The organism is Streptomyces nigra, assembly GCF_003074055.1.
Lineage (GTDB): Bacteria > Actinomycetota > Actinomycetes > Streptomycetales > Streptomycetaceae > Streptomyces > Streptomyces nigra.
The window spans coordinates 6431474-6448673 of the sequence record NZ_CP029043.1; the positions used below are offsets into that span (position 1 = coordinate 6431474).

Sequence of the window (17200 nt, forward strand, 5' to 3'; positions counted from 1 at the left end):
ACCGGACAGAGCGGAATATGTCATGCCGCGCTCATACCGGTCCCGCTCTGGGGATACTCACACCATGTCTGCCGCGTACGCGACCTTCGGCCTGGCACCGGCGATGCGTGCCGGTGGCGTCCTCGCCAACGGGGTCTTCCAGGTGCACCGGGACTTCGTCGACTTCATCGTCGACGGGCGCCCGCTGCTGTTCCAGCTCTCCGACCTCGACGCCGTCTCCCCGCTCGCCTCCGACGTCCCGCCCGCCATCTTCACCGCCCAGGTCCGCAGCCTGCTGCTGGAGGCCGACGCCCCGCTGCCCGGCGGGCGGTACGTCATCTACGGCTGCCCCGACTGCGCCGACCTCGCCTGCGGAGCCGTCACCGCGGCCATCGCCCGGGAGGGCGACGACTACATCTGGCAGGACTTCGCCTGGCAGACCGACGAACACGCCGACCTGGAGCTCAACGGCTACCACGGCATAGGCCCGTTCCGCTTCCAGGGCGACGAGTACCGCGCCGCCCTCGGCGCCCTGCTGCGCGAGGCGGCCGAGGCACCCCGCCGCCGGGTGCTCCTCGTCGGCGCCCGGGTCGCCCTGCTCGCCCGGCTCGCCGCCGCCCTGCGCACCATCGGCGTCGGCGCCGACATCACCGACGACGTCGACGGCGTACCCGCCGACGAACTGCGCGCCTACGGCGCCGTGGCCTTCGGGCGCGCGGTCGGCGAGGAGCAGCGCGCCCGGATCCGCCGGGCGTTCACCGACGCCGGGGTCGACGTCACGTACGTCGACGGGCTCGCGCCGATCGTGCCGCTGCTCGTCGCACAGATCGAGCACGCCCTGGACCGCAGTCCGCTCGACCGGCGCCGGCTGACCCGCCTGGTGGCCGCCGACGGGGAGGCCGGGGTCGAGGTCACCTCCCCGTGCCGGGTCCAGCTCACCGCGTACCGCCTCGACCGCCTGTACCGCGCCCACACCCACGAGGTCTTCGACGGAGTCCTGGAGCCGGGCCGCCACCGCATCCCGCTGGACGCGAAAGCCGTGAAGGGCGAGGCGTTCGTGGTCGCCCGGACGTCGGGGAGCGTCCTCGTGGAGCCGATGGCCCGCTGACGCACCCCGGCGGGATCATCCCGGCGCCCCCTGCCGGGCCGGGCCGTTAGGATCGCTCCCTGTGACCGCCACCCTCGTCGCCAAGAACCTCGCCGCCGGCCACGGCGACCGCACCCTGTTCAGCGGGCTCGACCTCGTCGTGGCTCCCGGCGACGTGATCGGTCTGGTCGGGGCCAACGGCGCCGGCAAGTCCACTCTGCTGCGCCTGCTCGCGGGCCTCGCCACCCCGGAGGAGGGCGAACTGCGCCTGTCCCCGCCGGCCGCGACCGTGGGTCACCTCCCGCAGGAGCCCGAGCGCCGTCCCGGCGAGACCGTCCGGCAGTTCCTGGCCCGCCGCACCGGGGTCGCCGAGGCCCAGCGTGTGATGGACGAGGCGACCCAGGCCCTCGTCGACGGGGCGCCCGGCGCCGACGACGCGTACGCGACCGCCCTGGAGCGCTGGCTCGGCCTCGGCGGCGCCGACCTCGACGAGCGGGCGGACGAGGTCGCCGACTCCCTCGGCCTCGCCGTCGACCTCGACCAGCCCATGACGTCCCTGTCCGGCGGCCAGGCGGCCCGCGCCGGACTGGCCTCGCTGCTGCTCTCCCGCTACGACGTCTTCCTGCTCGACGAGCCCACCAACGACCTCGACCTGGACGGCCTGGAGCGGCTGGAACGCTTCGTCACCGGCCTGCGCGCCGGCACGGTCGTCGTCAGCCACGACCGCGAGTTCCTCACCCGCACGGTCACCAAGGTCCTCGAACTCGACCTGGCGCAGCGGCAGATCAACCTCTACGGAGGCGGCTACGACGCCTACCTGGAGGAGCGCGAGGTGGCCCGCCGCCATGCCCGCGACGACTTCGAGGAGTACGCCGACAAGAAGGCCGCCCTCCACGACCGCGCCCAGACGCAGCGGTCCTGGATGGACAAGGGCGTGAAGAACGCCCGGCGCAAGGCGGGCAACGACAACGACAAGATCGGCCGCAAGTTCCGTAGCGAGGCCAGCGAGAAACAGGCCGCGAAGGCCCGGCAGACCCAGCGCATGATCGAGCGCCTGGAGGTCGTCGAGGAACCGCGCAAGGAGTGGGAACTGCGCATGGAGATCGCGTCGGCGCCCCGCTCCGGCGCGGTGGTCGCGACCCTGCGCGACGCCGAGGTCCGCCGCTCCGGCTTCACCCTGGGCCCGGTCTCCCTCCAGATCGACTGGGCGGACCGGGTGGCGGTCATCGGGGCCAACGGCGCGGGCAAGTCCACCCTGCTGGCCGCCCTGCTCGGCCGGGTCCCGCTGGACGCCGGGCAGGCCCACCTCGGCGCGGGCGTCCTGATCGGCGAGGTCGACCAGGCACGCAAGCTGTTCCACGGCGAGGAGTCCCTGCTGGACGCCTTCCGCGCGGCCGTCCCCGACACCGATCCGGTCGACGTGCGCACCCTGCTGGCGAAGTTCGGCCTGAAGTCGGAGCACGTCCTGCGCCCGGCCGTCACCCTCTCACCGGGGGAGCGGACCCGCGCCGCGCTGGCGCTCCTCCAGGGCCGCGGGGTCAACCTCCTGGTCCTGGACGAGCCCACCAACCATCTCGACCTGCCGGCCATCGAACAGCTGGAGCAGGCCCTGGACGCCTACGAGGGCACCCTGCTGCTGGTCACCCACGACCGCCGCATGCTCGACGCGGTCCACGTCACCCGCCGCCTGGAGGTCGCCGACGGCAAGGTGACGGAACGCTGAGCGGTCCGGGGTGGGCGGAAGTCCCGCCCACCCCGGCACCCGCCGCTCAGCGCTTGCCGTTCTTCCCGCCGAGGAGACCCGCCTTGCGCAGGGCGTCCGCCATCGCGCTGTTGGCCGGGGGCGGAGCCTGCCGCGAGCCACCGCCCTGGCCACCGCGGCCGCTCTGGCCGCCGCCGCCCTGACGCTGACGCTGCTGCGGCGGACGCCCGCCGCGCTGCCGGCGCTCACCGCCGCCCTGCCGGTCCTGCGGGGAGGCCTCGTCGTCCAGCCGGAGCGTCAGCGAGATCCGCTTGCGCGGGATGTCCACGTCGAGGACCTTCACCTTGACGATGTCGCCGGGCTTCACGACGTCCCGCGGGTCCTTCACGAACGTCTTCGACAGCGCGGAGACATGCGCGAGGCCGTCCTGGTGGACGCCGATGTCGATGAACGCCCCGAACGCCGCCACGTTGGTGACGACGCCCTCCAGGATCATCCCCGAGGTGAGGTCGGAGATCTTCTCGACGCCCTCCTTGAAGGTGGCCGTCCGGAAGGCCGGGCGCGGGTCGCGGCCGGGCTTCTCCAGCTCCTTGAGGATGTCCGTCACCGTCGGCAGACCGAACGTCTCGTCCACGAAGTCGTCGGGCCGCAGCGAGCGCAGCACCCCGGTGTTGCCGATCAGCGCGGCCACGTCCTGGCCGGACGTCTTCACGATCCGCCGCACCACCGGGTAGGACTCGGGGTGGACGCTGGACGCGTCCAGCGGGTCGTCGCCGCCGCGGATGCGCAGGAAGCCCGCGCACTGCTCGTACGCCTTCGGGCCCAGCCGGGCCACCTTCTTGAGCTCCGAACGCGACGTGAAGGGGCCGTTGGCGTCCCGGTGGGACACGATGTTCTCGGCGAGTCCCGAGGTGATGCCGGAGACCCGCGCGAGCAGTGGCGCCGACGCCGTGTTGACGTCCACACCCACGCCGTTCACACAGTCCTCGACGACCGCGTCCAGCGAGCGCGACAGCTTCACCTCGGACAGGTCGTGCTGGTACTGGCCGACACCGATCGACTTCGGGTCGATCTTCACCAGCTCGGCCAGCGGGTCCTGCAGCCGGCGGGCGATCGACACCGCGCCGCGCAGCGACACGTCCATGTCGGGCAGTTCCTGCGAGGCGAAGGCGGACGCCGAGTACACGGATGCGCCCGCCTCGGACACCATCACCTTCGTCAGCTTCAGCTCAGGGTGCTTGACGATGAGTTCACCGGCGAGCTTGTCGGTCTCGCGGGACGCCGTGCCGTTGCCGATGGCGACCAGTTCGACCGCGTGCTCCTTCGCCAGCCGGGCCAGCTTGGCGATGGCCTCGTCCCAGCGGTTGGCCGGGACATGCGGGTGGATGACGTCGGTGGCGACGACCTTGCCGGTGGCGTCCACGACGGCGACCTTCACACCGGTGCGGAAGCCGGGGTCGAGGCCCAGCGTGGCCCGGGTGCCGGCCGGGGCGGCCAGCAGCAGATCGCGGAGGTTGGCGGCGAACACCCCGACGGCGTCGTCCTCGGCCGCCGTGCGCAGCCGCAGCCGCAGGTCGATGCCGAGATGGACGAGGACGCGGGTGCGCCAGGCCCAGCGGACCGTGTCCAGCAGCCACTTGTCGCCGGGGCGGCCCCGGTCGGCGATCTGGAACCGGTGCGCGATCATCCCCTCGTACGAGGACGGTCCGTCCGCCGGCTCCTCCGGCTCCAGGACGAGGTCGAGGACCTCCTCCTTCTCACCGCGGAGCATCGCCAGGATCCGGTGCGAGGGCAGCTCGGTGAACGGCTCGGCGAAGTCGAAGTAGTCGGCGAACTTGGCGCCCGCCTCCTCCTTGCCCTCGCGGACCTTCGCGGCCAGCCGCCCGCGCGTCCACATGCGCTCGCGCAGCTCGCCGATCAGGTCGGCGTCCTCGGAGAAGCGCTCCGTCAGGATCGCCCGGGCGCCGTCCAGGGCGGCCTGCGGGTCGGCCACGCCCTTGTCGGCGTCCACGAACGCGGACGCGGCGGCCAGGGGGTCGACCGTCGGATCGGTGAGCAGCCCCTCCGCCAGCGGCTCGAGACCGGCCTCACGGGCGATCTGCGCCTTGGTGCGCCGCTTGGGCTTGAACGGCAGATAGATGTCCTCGAGGCGGGCCTTGGTCTCCGCGCCGCGGATCCGCGCCTCCAGCTCCTCGGTGAGCTTGCCCTGCTCCCGCACCGAGTCGAGGATCGCCGTCCGCCGCTCCTCCAGCTCCCGCAGATAGCGCAGCCGCTCCTCGATCGTGCGCAGCTGCGCGTCGTCGAGGGTCTCGGTCGCCTCCTTGCGGTAGCGGGCGATGAAAGGCACCGTCGAACCGCCGTCGAGCAGCTCCACGGCAGCCTTCACCTGCCGCTCCCGTACGCCGAGCTCCGCGGCGATCCTGCCTTCGATGGACCCTACGAGGGGTGTCGTCACGATCCCGTCCCGCCTTCTGACTGAGGTTGCGCGGCAATTGTGGCAGGTGACGCCGACAACCGGGGATCAGGGCGGGCCCCGGGCCCGTCGTGGCGGGGTCAGGCCCGGCGGCCGCGGGCGCTGCCCGACGCCCCGCCGAACAGCCGGGCGAGCGCCCGGAACGGAAGCGTCACCACGGTGGCGATGGCGCCGCCGATCTGGCGCAGGACGTCTGCGATGGCACGGAACACGGTGTTCACACCCTTCCTCAGGCGGCCGCCGGTCGGCCGTCGGGTGCACGGGTACCTCGCTGCGCGCGCGTCATGCCCGCGGGGCGGCTCCGGGTGCCTCAGCCCTTGCCGAGCAGATCCGCCGGGAACGCCCCGGCGCCGGCCGCCGCGCGCGCGAATCCGGCGCCCAGCTCCGTCAGCCGTGCCACGCCCTCGGCCCCGAGGTGCCGGTACGGTGCCCGGTCGAGGCGGTCCGTGCCGGCCTCGATCTCCGTGCGCAGGGCGACCCCCTCGGGCGTCAGCTCGCCCGCGTCGTCGAGCAGACCGCGCTCCCGCAGCCGTCCGCAGGCGGCGTCCCAGTCCTCCTGGGACCAGCCCCGGGTGGCGAACACCCACTTCGGCGTCATGCCCTTGCCGGTCGCGGTGTGGGTCACGACCGCCTCCAGGCCGTCCAGCTCCGCCGACATCAGCATGGCCAGATGCCCGTCGCCCCGGTGCTCGCGCAGCAGCGTCGTGGCGTGGAAGTACGCCAGATGCGGCTGCTCGGGCACGGGCAGGTCCGCGTACGCCGAGTACAGCGGCCGGGCGCTGCGGGAGCACGCCTCGCCGGCGCGCAGCGCGAGCCGGGCCGCCTCGGCCATCTCCGCCGAGGTCACCACGTCCTCGCCGAGGAGGCGGCGCAGCGTCCGGTCCACCGCGCGCGAGCGGGCCGCCAGGACGGCCTCGGGCGAGGCGACCTCCCACACGGCGGGCACATGCCGGGCGACGGCCTCGTACTTGTAGTTGTAGAACGCCGCCGTGACCGGGCCCGCGCCGACGGGGCCCATCGCCGCCGCCCGCACCGCGAAGTTGACGGCCTTGGGGTGCGTGATCCCGAGCGCGCCCAGCTCCTCACGCGTCTCGGGCGCGAAGTACAGCGTCGAGTGCAGGGAGTTGAGCATGTTCTGGCAGCGGCGGCCGGCACGCGGCTCCAGGGCGGCAGTAGTCATGGCCCGAGGTTACCAACCGCTTGGTACGTCGCCGAGAGGCGTGTCCGCCATGGCCGGAAAGGTGGGTTCCTCGTCATTGCGGACGTCCACCGGGCCCCGAAGAATCGAGGGCATGGACCAGCGAACCGTTCTCTTCGTCCTCTTCGACGGGGTCCTGAGCCTGGACGTCAGCGGTCCGCTGGAGGTCTTCGCCGGGGCCGAGACCTACCGTCCGGGCACCTACCGCCTCCGTACGGCCTCCCTGGACGGCGGCCCCGTCCGCACCTCCGGCGGCCTGACCCTCGTACCGGACCAGGCGCTCGGCGACGGGCTCGACGCGCACACCCTCGTCGTCCCGGGAGGTCAGGGCACCCGCGACCCCGACCCCGCGCTCATCGACTGGCTGCGCGCCCACGCCCGCCTCGCCGAGCGCCTCGTCTCCGTCTGCACCGGCTCCCTGCTGCTGGCCGGCGCGGGCCTCCTGGACGGGCGCCGGGCCACGACCCACTGGGCGTACTGCGACAAGCTCGCCCGCGACCATCCGGCGGTCGCCGTGGAGCCCGACCCCATCTACGTGCGCGACGGGCAGGTGTCCACCTCCGCCGGGGTCACCTCCGGCATCGACCTCGCGCTCGCGCTGGTCGAGGAGGACCTCGGCCGGGACATCGCCCTCGCCATCGCCCGCCACCTCGTCGTCTTCCTGCGCAGGCCCGGCAACCAGGCGCAGTTCAGCGCCCAGCTCGCCGCCCAGACCGCCCGCCGCGAGCCGCTGCGCGAGGTCCAGCGCTGGATCACCGAGCACCCCGAGGCCGACCTCGCGGTCGAGACGCTCGCCGCCCGCGCCAGCCTCTCCCCGCGCCACTTCGCCCGCGCCTTCCAGCACGAGACCGGCACGACACCCGGCCGGTACGTCGACCGGGTCCGCCTCGAACACGCCCGCCGGCTCCTTGAGGACACCACGGACGGCATCGAGGAGATCTCCCGGGCCGGCGGCTACGGCACCCCCGAGGCCATGCGCCGCGCCTTCGTCCGCACCCTCGGGGTGTCCCCGGCCGAGTACCGCCGCCGCTTCCGCCCCGCGTCCACGCCCTGAACCGCGCCCCACCCGAAAGGAAACGTCATGCACATCGCGATGGTCCTGTACGACCGCTTCACCGCCCTCGACATCGTCGGCCCCTACGAGGCGCTGAGCCGCATCCCGGACGCCCGGGTCGAATTCGTCGCCGAGACGGCGGGACCGGTCCGCGCCGACACCGGCTTCCTCAGCCTCGTGGCAGACCGGGCGCTGGCCGACGTGCCGCACCCCGACGTCGTCGTGGTACCCGGCGGCCCCGGCACCTTCACCGAGCTCGAGAACGAGAAGCTGCTGGACTGGCTCAGGACCGCCGACGCCACGACCGTCTGGACGACCTCCGTGTGCTCCGGCTCGCTGCTCCTGGCCGCCGCCGGACTGCTCCGGGGCCGCCGTGCCGCCTCGCACTGGCTGACCCTGGACTTCCTGCCCCAGTACGGCGCCGAACCGACCGCCGACCGGGTCGTCGTCGACGGCAAGTACGTCACGGGGGCCGGCGTCTCCGCCGGCATCGACATGGCGCTCACCCTGGTCGGCAGGGTCGCCGGCGACGAGCACGCGCAGGCCGTCCAGCTGCTGACCGAGTACGACCCGCAGCCGCCCTACGACGCCGGCTCGCCGCTGAAGGCGCCCGCGCACCTCGTCGAGGAGTTCCGCACCGACAGCCGGTTCACCCTGGTGTAGGCACGGTCCAGGTGAAGCGCGGCTGTCTGCGCTCCAGGAAGGCGGCGACCCCCTCCGCGGTGTCGCCGCTCTCGCGCGCCCGCTGCGCCCAGTGGCCGTCGCGGTCGGCGCGCCCGTTCGCGAACTCCTTGGCGGCGGCCTGCGTCAGCTGCGACCGCGACACCAGGGTCCGGCAGAACTCCGCGACCCGCGCGTCCAGTTCGCCCTCGGGCAGCACCTCGTCGACCAGACCGGTGCGCAGCGCCCGGTCCGCGTCGATCAACTCACCCGAGAACAGCAGGTACTTGGCGGTGGCCGGCCCCAGCAGCGACACCAGCCGCCGGGTGGAGGAGGCCGGGTAGACGATCCCGAGCTTCGCCGGCGTCACCCCGAACAGGGCGCCCTCCTGCGCGAACCGCAGGTCGCAGGCCGCCGCAAGCTGGGACCCGCCGCCCACGCAGTGCCCGCGGATCGACGCCAGCGTCGGCTTGGGGAAGGCCGCCAGCGCCTCCTCGGCGGCCACGGCCAGCTCCTGCGCCTCCTCCGGAGACCCCTGGAGTGTCGAGATGTCGGCGCCCGCGCAGAAGGTGCCGCCCTCGCCGGTCAGCACCAGTGCCCGGACGGCCGGGTCGGCGGCCAGGGAGTCGAGCAGCGGGGGCAGCGCCCGCCACATCCCGGCCGTCATCGCGTTGCGCTTGGCCGGATGGTGGACGACGACGGTGGCGACCGCGTCGGCGACACGGTGCAGCAGCTGGGGCTCCATGCGCCGGATGCTATCCACCGGCGCCGGACGGCCCCGCGCGGAGGGTCCTGCGACCGGGGGACGGCCGGCGCCGCGCACGTGCCCAAACCCGTACAACCCGAATAGTTCGCCAAGTCGGCATCCGGTGGGTCAACAGTGGTCCCACATCTGACCGTGTCATACGCCAACGGTCACAAACGCTCGATACCTGCTGACTTCTGTTCAGTAGTACGGTCCGGACCGATGCGTTCCCAACACTCGACGTGTGGTGACAATCGAGCGCAAGGGTGGCGACCGGACGATGGAGAACCACGGGCGCGGGTCCGGCCCACGCCCAGCGGGCGGCGCGGAGGACTCCCTCGAGCCGCGGCCGCCGGACCCACTGCCGTACGAAGGCGTCTGGCGGTTCACCGCCCCCGCCGTGGAGGCGTCGGTCCCGCAGGCACGGCACGCCGTGCGGGACCTGCTGTACCGCCAGGGCGTACCGGTCCCGGACGATCTGGTCCAGGGGCTGCTGCTGATCGTCTCGGAGCTGGTGACGAACGCCGTACGGCACGCGGCGCTGCTGTCCCCGATGCTCGCCGTGGAGGTCGCCGTCGGCGCGGAGTGGCTGCGGGTGTCCGTCGAGGACAACCACCCCTACCGGCCGACCGCCCTGGAGGCCGACCACGGCCAGACCGGGGGCCGGGGGCTGCTCCTGGTCCGTGAGATCACCCGGGAGGCGGGCGGCGTCTGCGACGTCGAGCACACGGCGACCGGCGGCAAGGTGATCTGGGCCGCCGTCCCCCTCAAACCGGTCCCGGAGCGCTACCTCTAGGCCGGGCCCCGACGGGCCCGGCGGGGGTGTCACCAGCCGGCCGACGGGCCCGTCAGCTCGCGGACGGCCGGACGGGCCGCGTCCAGCACGGTCATGAACCAGGCCGAGAACGGCTCCTTGGCGTGCCGCTCGGCCAGCTCGGCCGCCGTGACGAAGGCGATCTCCCCGATCTCCTCCGGGTCCGGCCGGGGCGCGGCCTGCACCAGGCCGACGAACAGGTGGTTGTACTCCTGCTCCACCAGGCCCGACTCGGGGTCCGGGTGGTTGTAGCGGACCGTGCCCGCCTCGGCCAGCAGCGACGGCGAGACGCCGAGCTCCTCGAACGTACGCCGGGCCGCCGCCGCGAAGGGTGCCTCCCCGGGGTAGGGGTGACCGCAGCACGTGTTGGACCAGACACCGGGGGAGTGGTACTTGCCGAGCGCCCGCTGCTGGAGCAGCAGCCGGCCGTGCTCGTCGAAGAGGAACACGGAGAAGGCGCGGTGCAGCTGCCCGGGCGGCTGATGGGCGGCGAGCTTCTCCGCGGTGCCGATCGTCACACCGTTCTCGTCGACCAGTTCCAGCAGAATCGCGTCAGCGGCGCCCTTCGACGGGCTCTGCGTCGAGGTGGCAGGTGTGATCGGCATACCCATCCTTCACATCGGTGTTGCGCCCCAAGTGTGCCGTACGAATCAGACACTCCCGGCAAGTGATCGTGCCCGGCGCGGCGGCCGGGGAACCGCCCGCCGGGGGCCGTACGCCTGTTCCGACCGGTCAGCGACAGAGCCGGGACTCGTGCTGCGCGTGCCCCGCCGGCTCCAGCTGGAAGGTGCAGTGCTCCACGTCGAAGTGGTCGCCGAGGCAGCCCTGCAACTCGTGCAGCACCTTCTCGTGACCGATGGCGTTCAGGACGTCGGAGCGCACCACCACATGGGCCGAGAGCACCGGCATCCCCGAGGTGATCGTCCACGCGTGCAGATCGTGGACGTCCTCGACCCCGTCCACGTCCAGGATGTGGGCCCGCACCGAGTCCATGTCGACACCCTTCGGCGCCGACTCCAGCAGGACGTCCAGGGTCTCGCGCAGCAGCCTCAGCGTGCGCGGCACGATCATCACGCCGATGACCAGGGAGGCGATCGGGTCGGCGGCCTGCCAGCCCGTGCCCAGGATCACAGCAGCGGAGACGATCACCGTCAGCGAACCGAGAGTGTCCGCGGCCACCTCCAGGAAGGCGCCGCGTACGTTCAGGCTCTCCTTCTGGCCCCGCATCAGCAGGGACAGCGAGATCAGATTGGCGACCAGGCCGACCGCGCCGAACACGATCATCAGACCGCCCTCGGTGCCGGCCGGTGTGAAGAACCGCTCGATCGCCTCGTACAGGACGTATCCGCCGACGCCGAGCAGCAGCAGGCAGTTGGCGAGGGCGGCGAGGATCTCCGCGCGGGCGAAGCCGAAGGTGCGGGTCGTGCTCGCCGGCCGGTTCGCGAAGTGGATCGCGAGCAGGGCCATGGCGAGGCCCACCGCGTCCGTCGCCATGTGCGCCGCGTCCGCGACCAGGGCCAGCGAGTCCGCGGCCACCCCGCCGACGATCTGCACCACCATGACGGCGAGCGTGATCCCCAGCGCGATCCGCAGCCGCCCCCGGTAGGCGGCGGCCGCCGTACCGGTCGGGGGCCCGTGCGCGTGCCCGTGGTCGTGCCCAGCCCCCATGGGAAGCCGCCCTTCTGGTCGTACGGCGGTCGCAGCCGCCCGTCCGGGATGACAGTCAACTACGGGGCGGGGGTATCGGGCAACGCGGCGTCGAAAACCGTTGTCATATGCGCTGACCTGCGTAAACGATCCGCAGGTCAGCGCCGCGCACAGCGCTCAGCCCTCGTGGTGGTGCTGCCAGCCCCGCCACGCCGACTCGACCATCTCGCGTACCCCGCGCCGGGCCGTCCACCCGAGCTCCCGGGCGGCCAGCTCGGCCGAGGCCACCGCGCGCGGCGCGTCCCCGGGCCGGCGCCCCTCGACCACGGGCGTCCGCCGGTCGCCGGTCACCTCGCCGATCACCTCGATCAGCTCCCGCACGGAGACCCCCTCGCCGCTGCCGATGTTCAGCGTGAGATCGCCGCCCGCGTCCGCCGAGGAAAGCCGCCGGACCGCCGCCAGATGTGCCTCGGCGAGATCGGCGACATGGATGTAGTCCCGGATGCAGGTGCCGTCCGGCGTCGGGTAGTCGTCGCCGAAGATCCGCGGCGCCTCGTCGCGGGTGAGCCGGTCGAAGACCATGGGCACGATGTTGAAGACGCCGGTGTCCGCGAGCTCCGGTGCGGCGGCGCCCGCCACGTTGAAGTAGCGCAGGCACACCGTCGCGATGCCGTGCGCCTGCCCCGCCGCCCGCACCAGCCACTCCCCGGCGAGCTTGGTCTCGCCGTACGGGTTCACCGGGGCGCACGGGGTCCGCTCGGTGATGAGGTCCACATCGGGGTTGCCGTACACGGCCGCGGACGACGAGAACAGCAGCCTGCGGATCCCGGCCTCCGCCACCGCGTCCAGGAGCGTGGCGAGACCGCCCACGTTCTCCCGGTAGTAGCGCGTGGGCTGCGCCACGGACTCTCCGACCTGCTTACGGGCCGCGAGATGCACCACACCGGTCACCTCGTGCTCGGCGAAGACCTGCTTGAGCAGGTCGCCGTCCAGCGACGAACCGCGCACCAGGGGCACCTCGGCCGGCAGCCGCGCCGGGTACCCGGCCGAGAGGTCGTCCAGGGCGAGGACCCGCTCCCCGGCGTCCGTCATGACCCGCGCCACATGTGCTCCGATGTAGCCGGCCCCGCCTGTGATCAGCCATGTCATGGTCGTCCACCCTATGCCGAGGCGCGGCGACCCCGTGCAATGTCCCCGTTGCCCCGGTCTGGACGGCCGGGTTTGTGGGCGGCCCCCGCGATCCCCGATGATGATCGCGGCGCGGCAGAGGGCGAACCACGTCGATCATCACGCCGAACGGCCGGTGAACGTCGGCTTCCCGTCATCCGATAGCCTCTGCCGACACGCCGCCCGGACGCCACCGGCAAGGGGCGCCGCCACCATGCACATGACCGGCGCGAGCACGCCGGCACCCAGGGAGTGAGTTCGGTTGCCGACCGCCATCCTCACCGGTCAGCCGGTCCCCGGATCGTCGATCGAGGGCGATCTGCGGTCCCTCGGCTACGACGTCCGGACCGCCTCGGACCCGGCCGACGCCGAGACCCTTCTCGCCCAGGTCCCCGGTGACCAGCGGGTCGCCCTGGTCGACGCCCGGTTCGTCGGCCACGTGCACGCCCTGCGTCTCGGCCTGACCGACCCCCGCTTCCCGCTCGCCGCGATCCCGGGCGCCGTCACCGCGCAGCCCGCCGGCCGGCAGGCGCTCACCCGCGCCGTGGCCCGCGAGACGTCCGCCGGCGGCGGCACCGCGGATGGGGGTGCCCCCGTGCGAGCGCAGTCGAGCGTGGGGGATGTCGACAGCCTCGCCGACCGCGCCGCCATGGCCCTCGACGGCGAGGGCACCGATGTGCACCGCCCCGAGCTCGGCAGCCTCGTCGCCGCCGTCCCGGCCGACCCGCAGGCCCGCAACGAGGCCCGGCAGGCCGTCGCCTCCGTCGACGACGAGGCCATACGCCTGAAGTCGGCCGTGAAGGCCCGCGACGGCTTCTTCACGACCTTCTGCATCAGCCCCTACTCGCGCTACATCGCCCGCTGGTGCGCACGGCGCGGCCTGACCCCCAACCAGGTCACCACCGCGTCCCTGATCACCGCGCTGATCGCGGCGGGCTGCGCGGCCACCGGCACCCGCGGCGGGTTCGTCGCGGCCGGCCTGCTGCTGATCTTCTCGTTCGTGCTCGACTGCACCGACGGGCAGCTCGCCCGCTACTCGCTGCAGTACTCCACGCTCGGCGCCTGGCTCGACGCCACGTTCGACCGGGCCAAGGAGTACGCGTACTACGCCGGCCTCGCCCTCGGCGCGGCCCGCGGCGGCGACGACGTGTGGGCGCTCGCCCTCGGCGCGATGATCCTCCAGACCTGCCGGCACGTCGTGGACTTCTCCTTCAACGAGGCCAACCACGACGCCACCGCGAACACCAGCCCCACCGCCGCCCTCTCCGACAAGCTCGACAGCGTCGGCTGGACGGTGTGGCTGCGCCGGATGATCGTGCTGCCCATCGGCGAGCGCTGGGCGATGATCGCGATCCTCACGGCCGTCACCACGCCCCGCATCACCTTCTACGCGCTGCTCATCGGGTGCGCCTTCGCGGCGACCTACACCACGGCCGGACGCGTGCTGCGCTCCCTGACCCGCAAGGCCCGCCGCACCGACCGGGCCGCCCAGGCGCTCGCCGACCTCGCCGACTCCGGGCCGCGCGGCCTCGGCTTCGCCGCCGTACTGGCGAAGCCCGCCCGGCGGCTCCCCGGATTCGCCGTCCCGGCCGTGGCACTCCTCGGCGGGGCCCTGGTCGTCGCCGTGGCCGCCGCGGCCGGACCCGGCACCCCCTGGCCGCCTCTCGCCGCCCTCGCCTACACCGTGACCTCGGGCATCGCCGTCGCCCGCCCCCTCAAGGGCGCCCTCGACTGGCTGGTCCCGCCCGTCTTCCGCGCCGCGGAGTACTGCACCGTCCTCGTCCTGGCCGCCAAGGCGGACGTGAACGGAGCCCTTCCCGCGGCTTTCGGCCTGGTGGCGGCCGTCGCCTACCATCACTACGACACGGTGTACCGCATCCGCGGTGGCGCCGGCGCGCCCCCGGCCTGGCTGGTGCGCACCATCGGGGGGCACGAAGGACGGACCCTGCTCGTCACCCTCCTCGCCGCGGTGCTCAGCGCCTCGCAGTTCACGGTCGCGCTCACGGCTCTCGCCGTGGCCGTGGCCCTGGTGGTGCTCGTCGAGAGCATCCGCTTCTGGGTGACCGCCCACAAGGGCGGCGCACCCGCCGTACACGATGAAGGAGAACCCGCATGATCGGCCTCGTGCTGGCGGCCGGCGCCGGACGGCGTCTGCGCCCCTACACCGACAGCCTCCCCAAGGCTCTGGTGCCGGTGGGCCCCGCGGGTATAGAGGGCGAACCGACGGTTCTCGACCTCACCCTCGGCAACTTCGCCGAGATCGGCCTCACCGAGGTCGCGATCATCGTCGGCTACCGCAAGGAGGCCGTGTACGAGCGCAAGGCGGCGCTGGAGGCCAAGTACGGCCTCAAGCTCACCCTCATCGACAACGACAAGGCCGAGGAGTGGAACAACGCCTACTCCCTGTGGTGCGGCCGTGACGCCCTCAAGGACGGCGTGATCCTCGCCAACGGCGACACCGTGCACCCGGTCTCCGTCGAGAAGACGCTGCTCGCCGCCCGCGGCGAGGGCAAGAAGATCATCCTCGCCCTGGACACGGTGAAGTCGCTGGCCGACGAGGAGATGAAGGTCGTCGTCGACCCCGCCAAGGGGATGACGAAGATCACCAAGCTGATGGACCCCGCCGAGGCCACCGGCGAGTACATCGGTGTCACCCTCATCGAGGGCGACGCCGCCCCCGAGCTGGCCGACGCCCTGAAGACCGTCTGGGAGACCGACCCGCAGCAGTTCTACGAGCACGGCTACCAGGAGCTCGTGAACCGCGGCTTCCGGATCGACGTGGCGCCGATCGGCGACGTCAAGTGGGTGGAGATCGACAACCACGACGACCTCGCCCGTGGACGGGAGATCGCGTGCCAGTACTGACCCGGCTGATCCCCTCGCCGGTCGTCGTGGACATCCGCCCGGGTGCCCTCGACGATCTGGCCTGCGTCCTCGCCGACGAACGCATCTCCCACTCCGGCAAGCTCGCCGTCGCCGTCAGCAACGGCTCCGGCGCCCGGCTGCGGGAGCGGCTCGCTCCGGCGCTGCCCGGCGCCTCCTGGTACGAGGTCGGCGGCGGCACCCTGGACGACGCGATCCGGCTGGCCGGCGACATAAAGGCCGGCCACTACGACGCCGTCGTCGGGCTCGGCGGCGGCAAGATCATCGACTGCGCCAAGTTCGCCGCGGCGCGCGTGGGCCTGCCCCTGGTCGCCGTCCCGACGAACCTGGCGCACGACGGTCTCTGCTCGCCGGTCGCCACGCTGGACAACGACGCAGGCCGCGGCTCCTACGGCGTGCCGAACCCGATCGCGGTCGTCATCGACCTCGACGTCATCCACGAGGCCCCGGCCCGCTTCGTGCGCGCCGGCATCGGGGACGCGATCTCCAACATCTCCGCCATCGCCGACTGGGAGCTCGCCCACCGTGTCAAGGGCGAGAAGATCGACGGCCTCGCCGCCGCGATCGCCCGCCAGGCCGGCGAGGCGGTCCTGCGGCACCCCGGCGGCATAGGGGACACCGGCTTCCTCCAGGTACTGGCCGAGGCGCTGGTGCTCAGCGGTATCGCCATGTCGGTGTCGGGCGACTCCCGCCCCTCCTCCGGCGCGTGCCACGAGATCAACCACGCCTTCGACCTGCTGTTCCCGAAGCGCGCCGCCGCCCACGGCGAGCAGTGCGGACTGGGCGCGGCCTTCGCCATGTACCTGCGCGGGGCGCACGAGGAGTCGGCCTTCATGGCCGAGGTGCTGCGCCGGCACGGCCTGCCCGTGCTGCCGCGGGAGATCGGCTTCACGGACGCCGAGTTCGTGCAAGCCGTGGAGTTCGCTCCGCAGACCCGGCCCGGCCGGTACACGATCCTCGAACACCTCGACCTGACAACCGACCAGATCAAGGACGTCTACGCCGACTATGTCAAGGCCATCGGTAGCTGAACTACGCCCCGTCGTCCACCCCGCGGGGGTGAAGGACCGGCGCAGCGGTGAGCACTGGATGGGACGCCTCTACATGCGTGAGGTGTCCCTGCGGGTCGACCGCTACCTGGTGAACACCAGGGTCACGCCCAACCAGCTCACGTACCTGATGACCGTATTCGGTGTGCTCGCGGCCCCGGCACTTCTCGTGCCGGGGATCCCGGGCGCCGTGCTGGGCGTCGTCTGCGTCCAGATGTACCTGCTGCTCGACTGCGTCGACGGCGAGATCGCGCGCTGGCGCAAGCAGTACTCCCTCAGCGGCGTCTACCTGGACCGGGTCGGCGCCTACCTCACCGACGCCGCGGTGCTCACCGGCTTCGGCCTGCGCGCCGCCGACCTGTGGGGCAGCGGCCGTATCGACTGGCTGTGGGCCTTCCTCGGCACGCTCGCCGCGCTCGGCGCCATCCTGATCAAGGCCGAGACCGACCTCGTCGGCGTCGCCCGCCACCAGACCGGCAAGGAGCCCGTCAAGGAGGCCGCCGCCGAGATGCGCTCCTCGGGCATGGCGCTGGCCCGCAAGGCCGCCGCCGCCCTGAAGTTCCACCGGCTGATCCTCGGCATCGAGGCGTCGCTGCTCATCCTGGTCCTCGCCATCGCCGACCAGGTCCGCGGCGACCTGTTCTTCTCGCGGCTCGGCGTCGCCGTGCTGGCCGGCATCGCCCTCGTGCAGACCCTGCTGCACCTGGTCTCCATCCTCGCGTCGAGCAGGCTGAAGTGAGCG

Annotated in this window: 16 protein-coding genes; 9 read left to right on the top strand and 7 right to left on the bottom strand. The window is 72.7% G+C overall.

Features of this window, described 5'->3' with window-relative positions; genetic code table 11:
- Nucleotides 1-64: 64 nt before the first annotated feature.
- Both DC008_RS29555 and DC008_RS29560 read left to right on the top strand, forming a co-directional pair.
- Nucleotides 65-1087 carry an oxidoreductase gene (locus DC008_RS29555; protein ID WP_108709579.1) on the top strand — a complete coding sequence of 341 codons (1023 nt, stop codon included), beginning with the start codon at nt 65-67 and terminating at the stop codon, nt 1085-1087.
- A 61-nt stretch (nt 1088-1148) separates the two neighbouring features.
- Entirely contained in the window at nt 1149-2789 is a 1641-nt protein-coding gene (locus DC008_RS29560) for an ABC-F family ATP-binding cassette domain-containing protein (protein WP_108709580.1), read from the top strand.
- A gap of 46 nt (nt 2790-2835) precedes the next feature.
- On the opposite strand, the gene DC008_RS29565 is transcribed toward DC008_RS29560, so the two are convergent.
- The 3 genes from DC008_RS29565 to DC008_RS29570 form a co-directional block, all read right to left on the bottom strand.
- Entirely contained in the window at nt 2836-5223 is a 2388-nt protein-coding gene (locus DC008_RS29565) for a Tex family protein (protein WP_108709581.1), read from the bottom strand.
- Between the two features lie 98 nt (nt 5224-5321).
- Nucleotides 5322-5453, bottom strand: coding sequence for an LPFR motif small protein (locus DC008_RS35550; RefSeq protein WP_256959483.1), 132 nt, complete (start codon nt 5451-5453; stop codon nt 5322-5324).
- Between the two features lie 98 nt (nt 5454-5551).
- Nucleotides 5552-6421 carry an SCO6745 family protein gene (locus tag DC008_RS29570; RefSeq protein ID WP_108709582.1) on the bottom strand — a complete coding sequence of 290 codons (870 nt, stop codon included), beginning with the start codon at nt 6419-6421 and terminating at the stop codon, nt 5552-5554.
- Between the two features lie 112 nt (nt 6422-6533).
- Here DC008_RS29570 and DC008_RS29575 point away from each other — a divergent pair, with 112 nt between their 5' ends.
- Entirely contained in the window at nt 6534-7493 is a 960-nt protein-coding gene (locus tag DC008_RS29575) for a GlxA family transcriptional regulator (RefSeq protein WP_108709583.1), read from the top strand.
- Nucleotides 7494-7520: 27 nt separating this feature from the next.
- Nucleotides 7521-8156: a DJ-1/PfpI family protein gene (locus DC008_RS29580; protein WP_108709584.1), complete on the top strand. Its 636-nt coding sequence runs from the start codon at nt 7521-7523 to the stop codon at nt 8154-8156.
- Here the strand turns inward: DC008_RS29580 and DC008_RS29585 are convergent.
- On the bottom strand, nt 8143-8898 hold the full coding sequence (locus tag DC008_RS29585; protein WP_108709585.1) for an enoyl-CoA hydratase/isomerase family protein: 756 nt from the start codon (nt 8896-8898) through the stop codon (nt 8143-8145). The two genes, DC008_RS29580 and DC008_RS29585, sit on opposite strands and share 14 nt — an antisense overlap.
- Before the next feature lie 280 nt (nt 8899-9178).
- On the opposite strand from DC008_RS29585, the gene DC008_RS29590 reads away from it, so the two are divergent.
- On the top strand, nt 9179-9694 hold the full coding sequence (locus DC008_RS29590) for an ATP-binding protein (RefSeq protein WP_108710925.1): 516 nt from the start codon (nt 9179-9181) through the stop codon (nt 9692-9694).
- A gap of 29 nt (nt 9695-9723) precedes the next feature.
- Here DC008_RS29590 and idi read toward each other — a convergent pair whose 3' ends face one another.
- From idi to galE, 3 genes are all read right to left on the bottom strand, one after another.
- Nucleotides 9724-10317: an isopentenyl-diphosphate Delta-isomerase gene (gene idi / locus DC008_RS29595; protein WP_055619163.1), complete on the bottom strand. Its 594-nt coding sequence runs from the start codon at nt 10315-10317 to the stop codon at nt 9724-9726.
- A gap of 127 nt (nt 10318-10444) precedes the next feature.
- On the bottom strand, nt 10445-11380 hold the full coding sequence (locus tag DC008_RS29600) for a cation diffusion facilitator family transporter (RefSeq protein WP_108709586.1): 936 nt from the start codon (nt 11378-11380) through the stop codon (nt 10445-10447).
- Nucleotides 11381-11536: 156 nt separating this feature from the next.
- Nucleotides 11537-12508: a UDP-glucose 4-epimerase GalE gene (gene galE, locus DC008_RS29605; RefSeq protein ID WP_108709587.1), complete on the bottom strand. Its 972-nt coding sequence runs from the start codon at nt 12506-12508 to the stop codon at nt 11537-11539.
- A 280-nt stretch (nt 12509-12788) separates the two neighbouring features.
- On the opposite strand from galE, the gene DC008_RS29610 reads away from it, so the two are divergent.
- The 4 genes from DC008_RS29610 to DC008_RS29625 are packed head-to-tail and all read left to right on the top strand — an operon-like array spanning nt 12789 to nt 17197.
- Entirely contained in the window at nt 12789-14642 is a 1854-nt protein-coding gene (locus DC008_RS29610; RefSeq protein WP_108709588.1) for a DUF5941 domain-containing protein, read from the top strand.
- Nucleotides 14639-15391, top strand: coding sequence for a phosphocholine cytidylyltransferase family protein (locus tag DC008_RS29615; RefSeq protein ID WP_108709589.1), 753 nt, complete (start codon nt 14639-14641; stop codon nt 15389-15391). The genes DC008_RS29610 and DC008_RS29615 overlap by 4 nt, the downstream gene beginning before the upstream one ends.
- Nucleotides 15379-16440: an iron-containing alcohol dehydrogenase family protein gene (locus DC008_RS29620; protein WP_108709590.1), complete on the top strand. Its 1062-nt coding sequence runs from the start codon at nt 15379-15381 to the stop codon at nt 16438-16440. The genes DC008_RS29615 and DC008_RS29620 overlap by 13 nt, the downstream gene beginning before the upstream one ends.
- Nucleotides 16418-17197 carry a CDP-alcohol phosphatidyltransferase family protein gene (locus DC008_RS29625; RefSeq protein WP_079033399.1) on the top strand — a complete coding sequence of 260 codons (780 nt, stop codon included), beginning with the start codon at nt 16418-16420 and terminating at the stop codon, nt 17195-17197. Before DC008_RS29620 ends, DC008_RS29625 begins: the two co-directional genes overlap by 23 nt.
- Nucleotides 17198-17200 lie beyond the last annotated feature (3 nt).

Bases quoted from the DNA above. Each gene is read 5' to 3' on its own strand.
- DC008_RS29555 (WP_108709579.1), top strand. From the start codon at position 65: ATGTCTGCCGCGTACGCGACCTTCGGCCTGGCACCGGCGATGCGTGCC.
- DC008_RS29570 (WP_108709582.1), bottom strand. From the start codon at position 6,421: ATGACTACTGCCGCCCTGGAGCCGCGTGCCGGCCGCCGCTGCCAGAAC.
- DC008_RS29575 (WP_108709583.1), top strand. From the start codon at position 6,534: ATGGACCAGCGAACCGTTCTCTTCGTCCTCTTCGACGGGGTCCTGAGC.
- DC008_RS29580 (WP_108709584.1), top strand. From the start codon at position 7,521: ATGCACATCGCGATGGTCCTGTACGACCGCTTCACCGCCCTCGACATC.
- DC008_RS29585 (WP_108709585.1), bottom strand. From the start codon at position 8,898: ATGGAGCCCCAGCTGCTGCACCGTGTCGCCGACGCGGTCGCCACCGTC.
- DC008_RS29590 (WP_108710925.1), top strand. From the start codon at position 9,179: ATGGAGAACCACGGGCGCGGGTCCGGCCCACGCCCAGCGGGCGGCGCG.
- idi (WP_055619163.1), bottom strand. From the start codon at position 10,317: ATGCCGATCACACCTGCCACCTCGACGCAGAGCCCGTCGAAGGGCGCC.
- DC008_RS29600 (WP_108709586.1), bottom strand. From the start codon at position 11,380: ATGGGGGCTGGGCACGACCACGGGCACGCGCACGGGCCCCCGACCGGT.
- galE (WP_108709587.1), bottom strand. From the start codon at position 12,508: ATGACATGGCTGATCACAGGCGGGGCCGGCTACATCGGAGCACATGTG.
- DC008_RS29615 (WP_108709589.1), top strand. From the start codon at position 14,639: ATGATCGGCCTCGTGCTGGCGGCCGGCGCCGGACGGCGTCTGCGCCCC.
- DC008_RS29625 (WP_079033399.1), top strand. From the start codon at position 16,418: ATGTCAAGGCCATCGGTAGCTGAACTACGCCCCGTCGTCCACCCCGCG.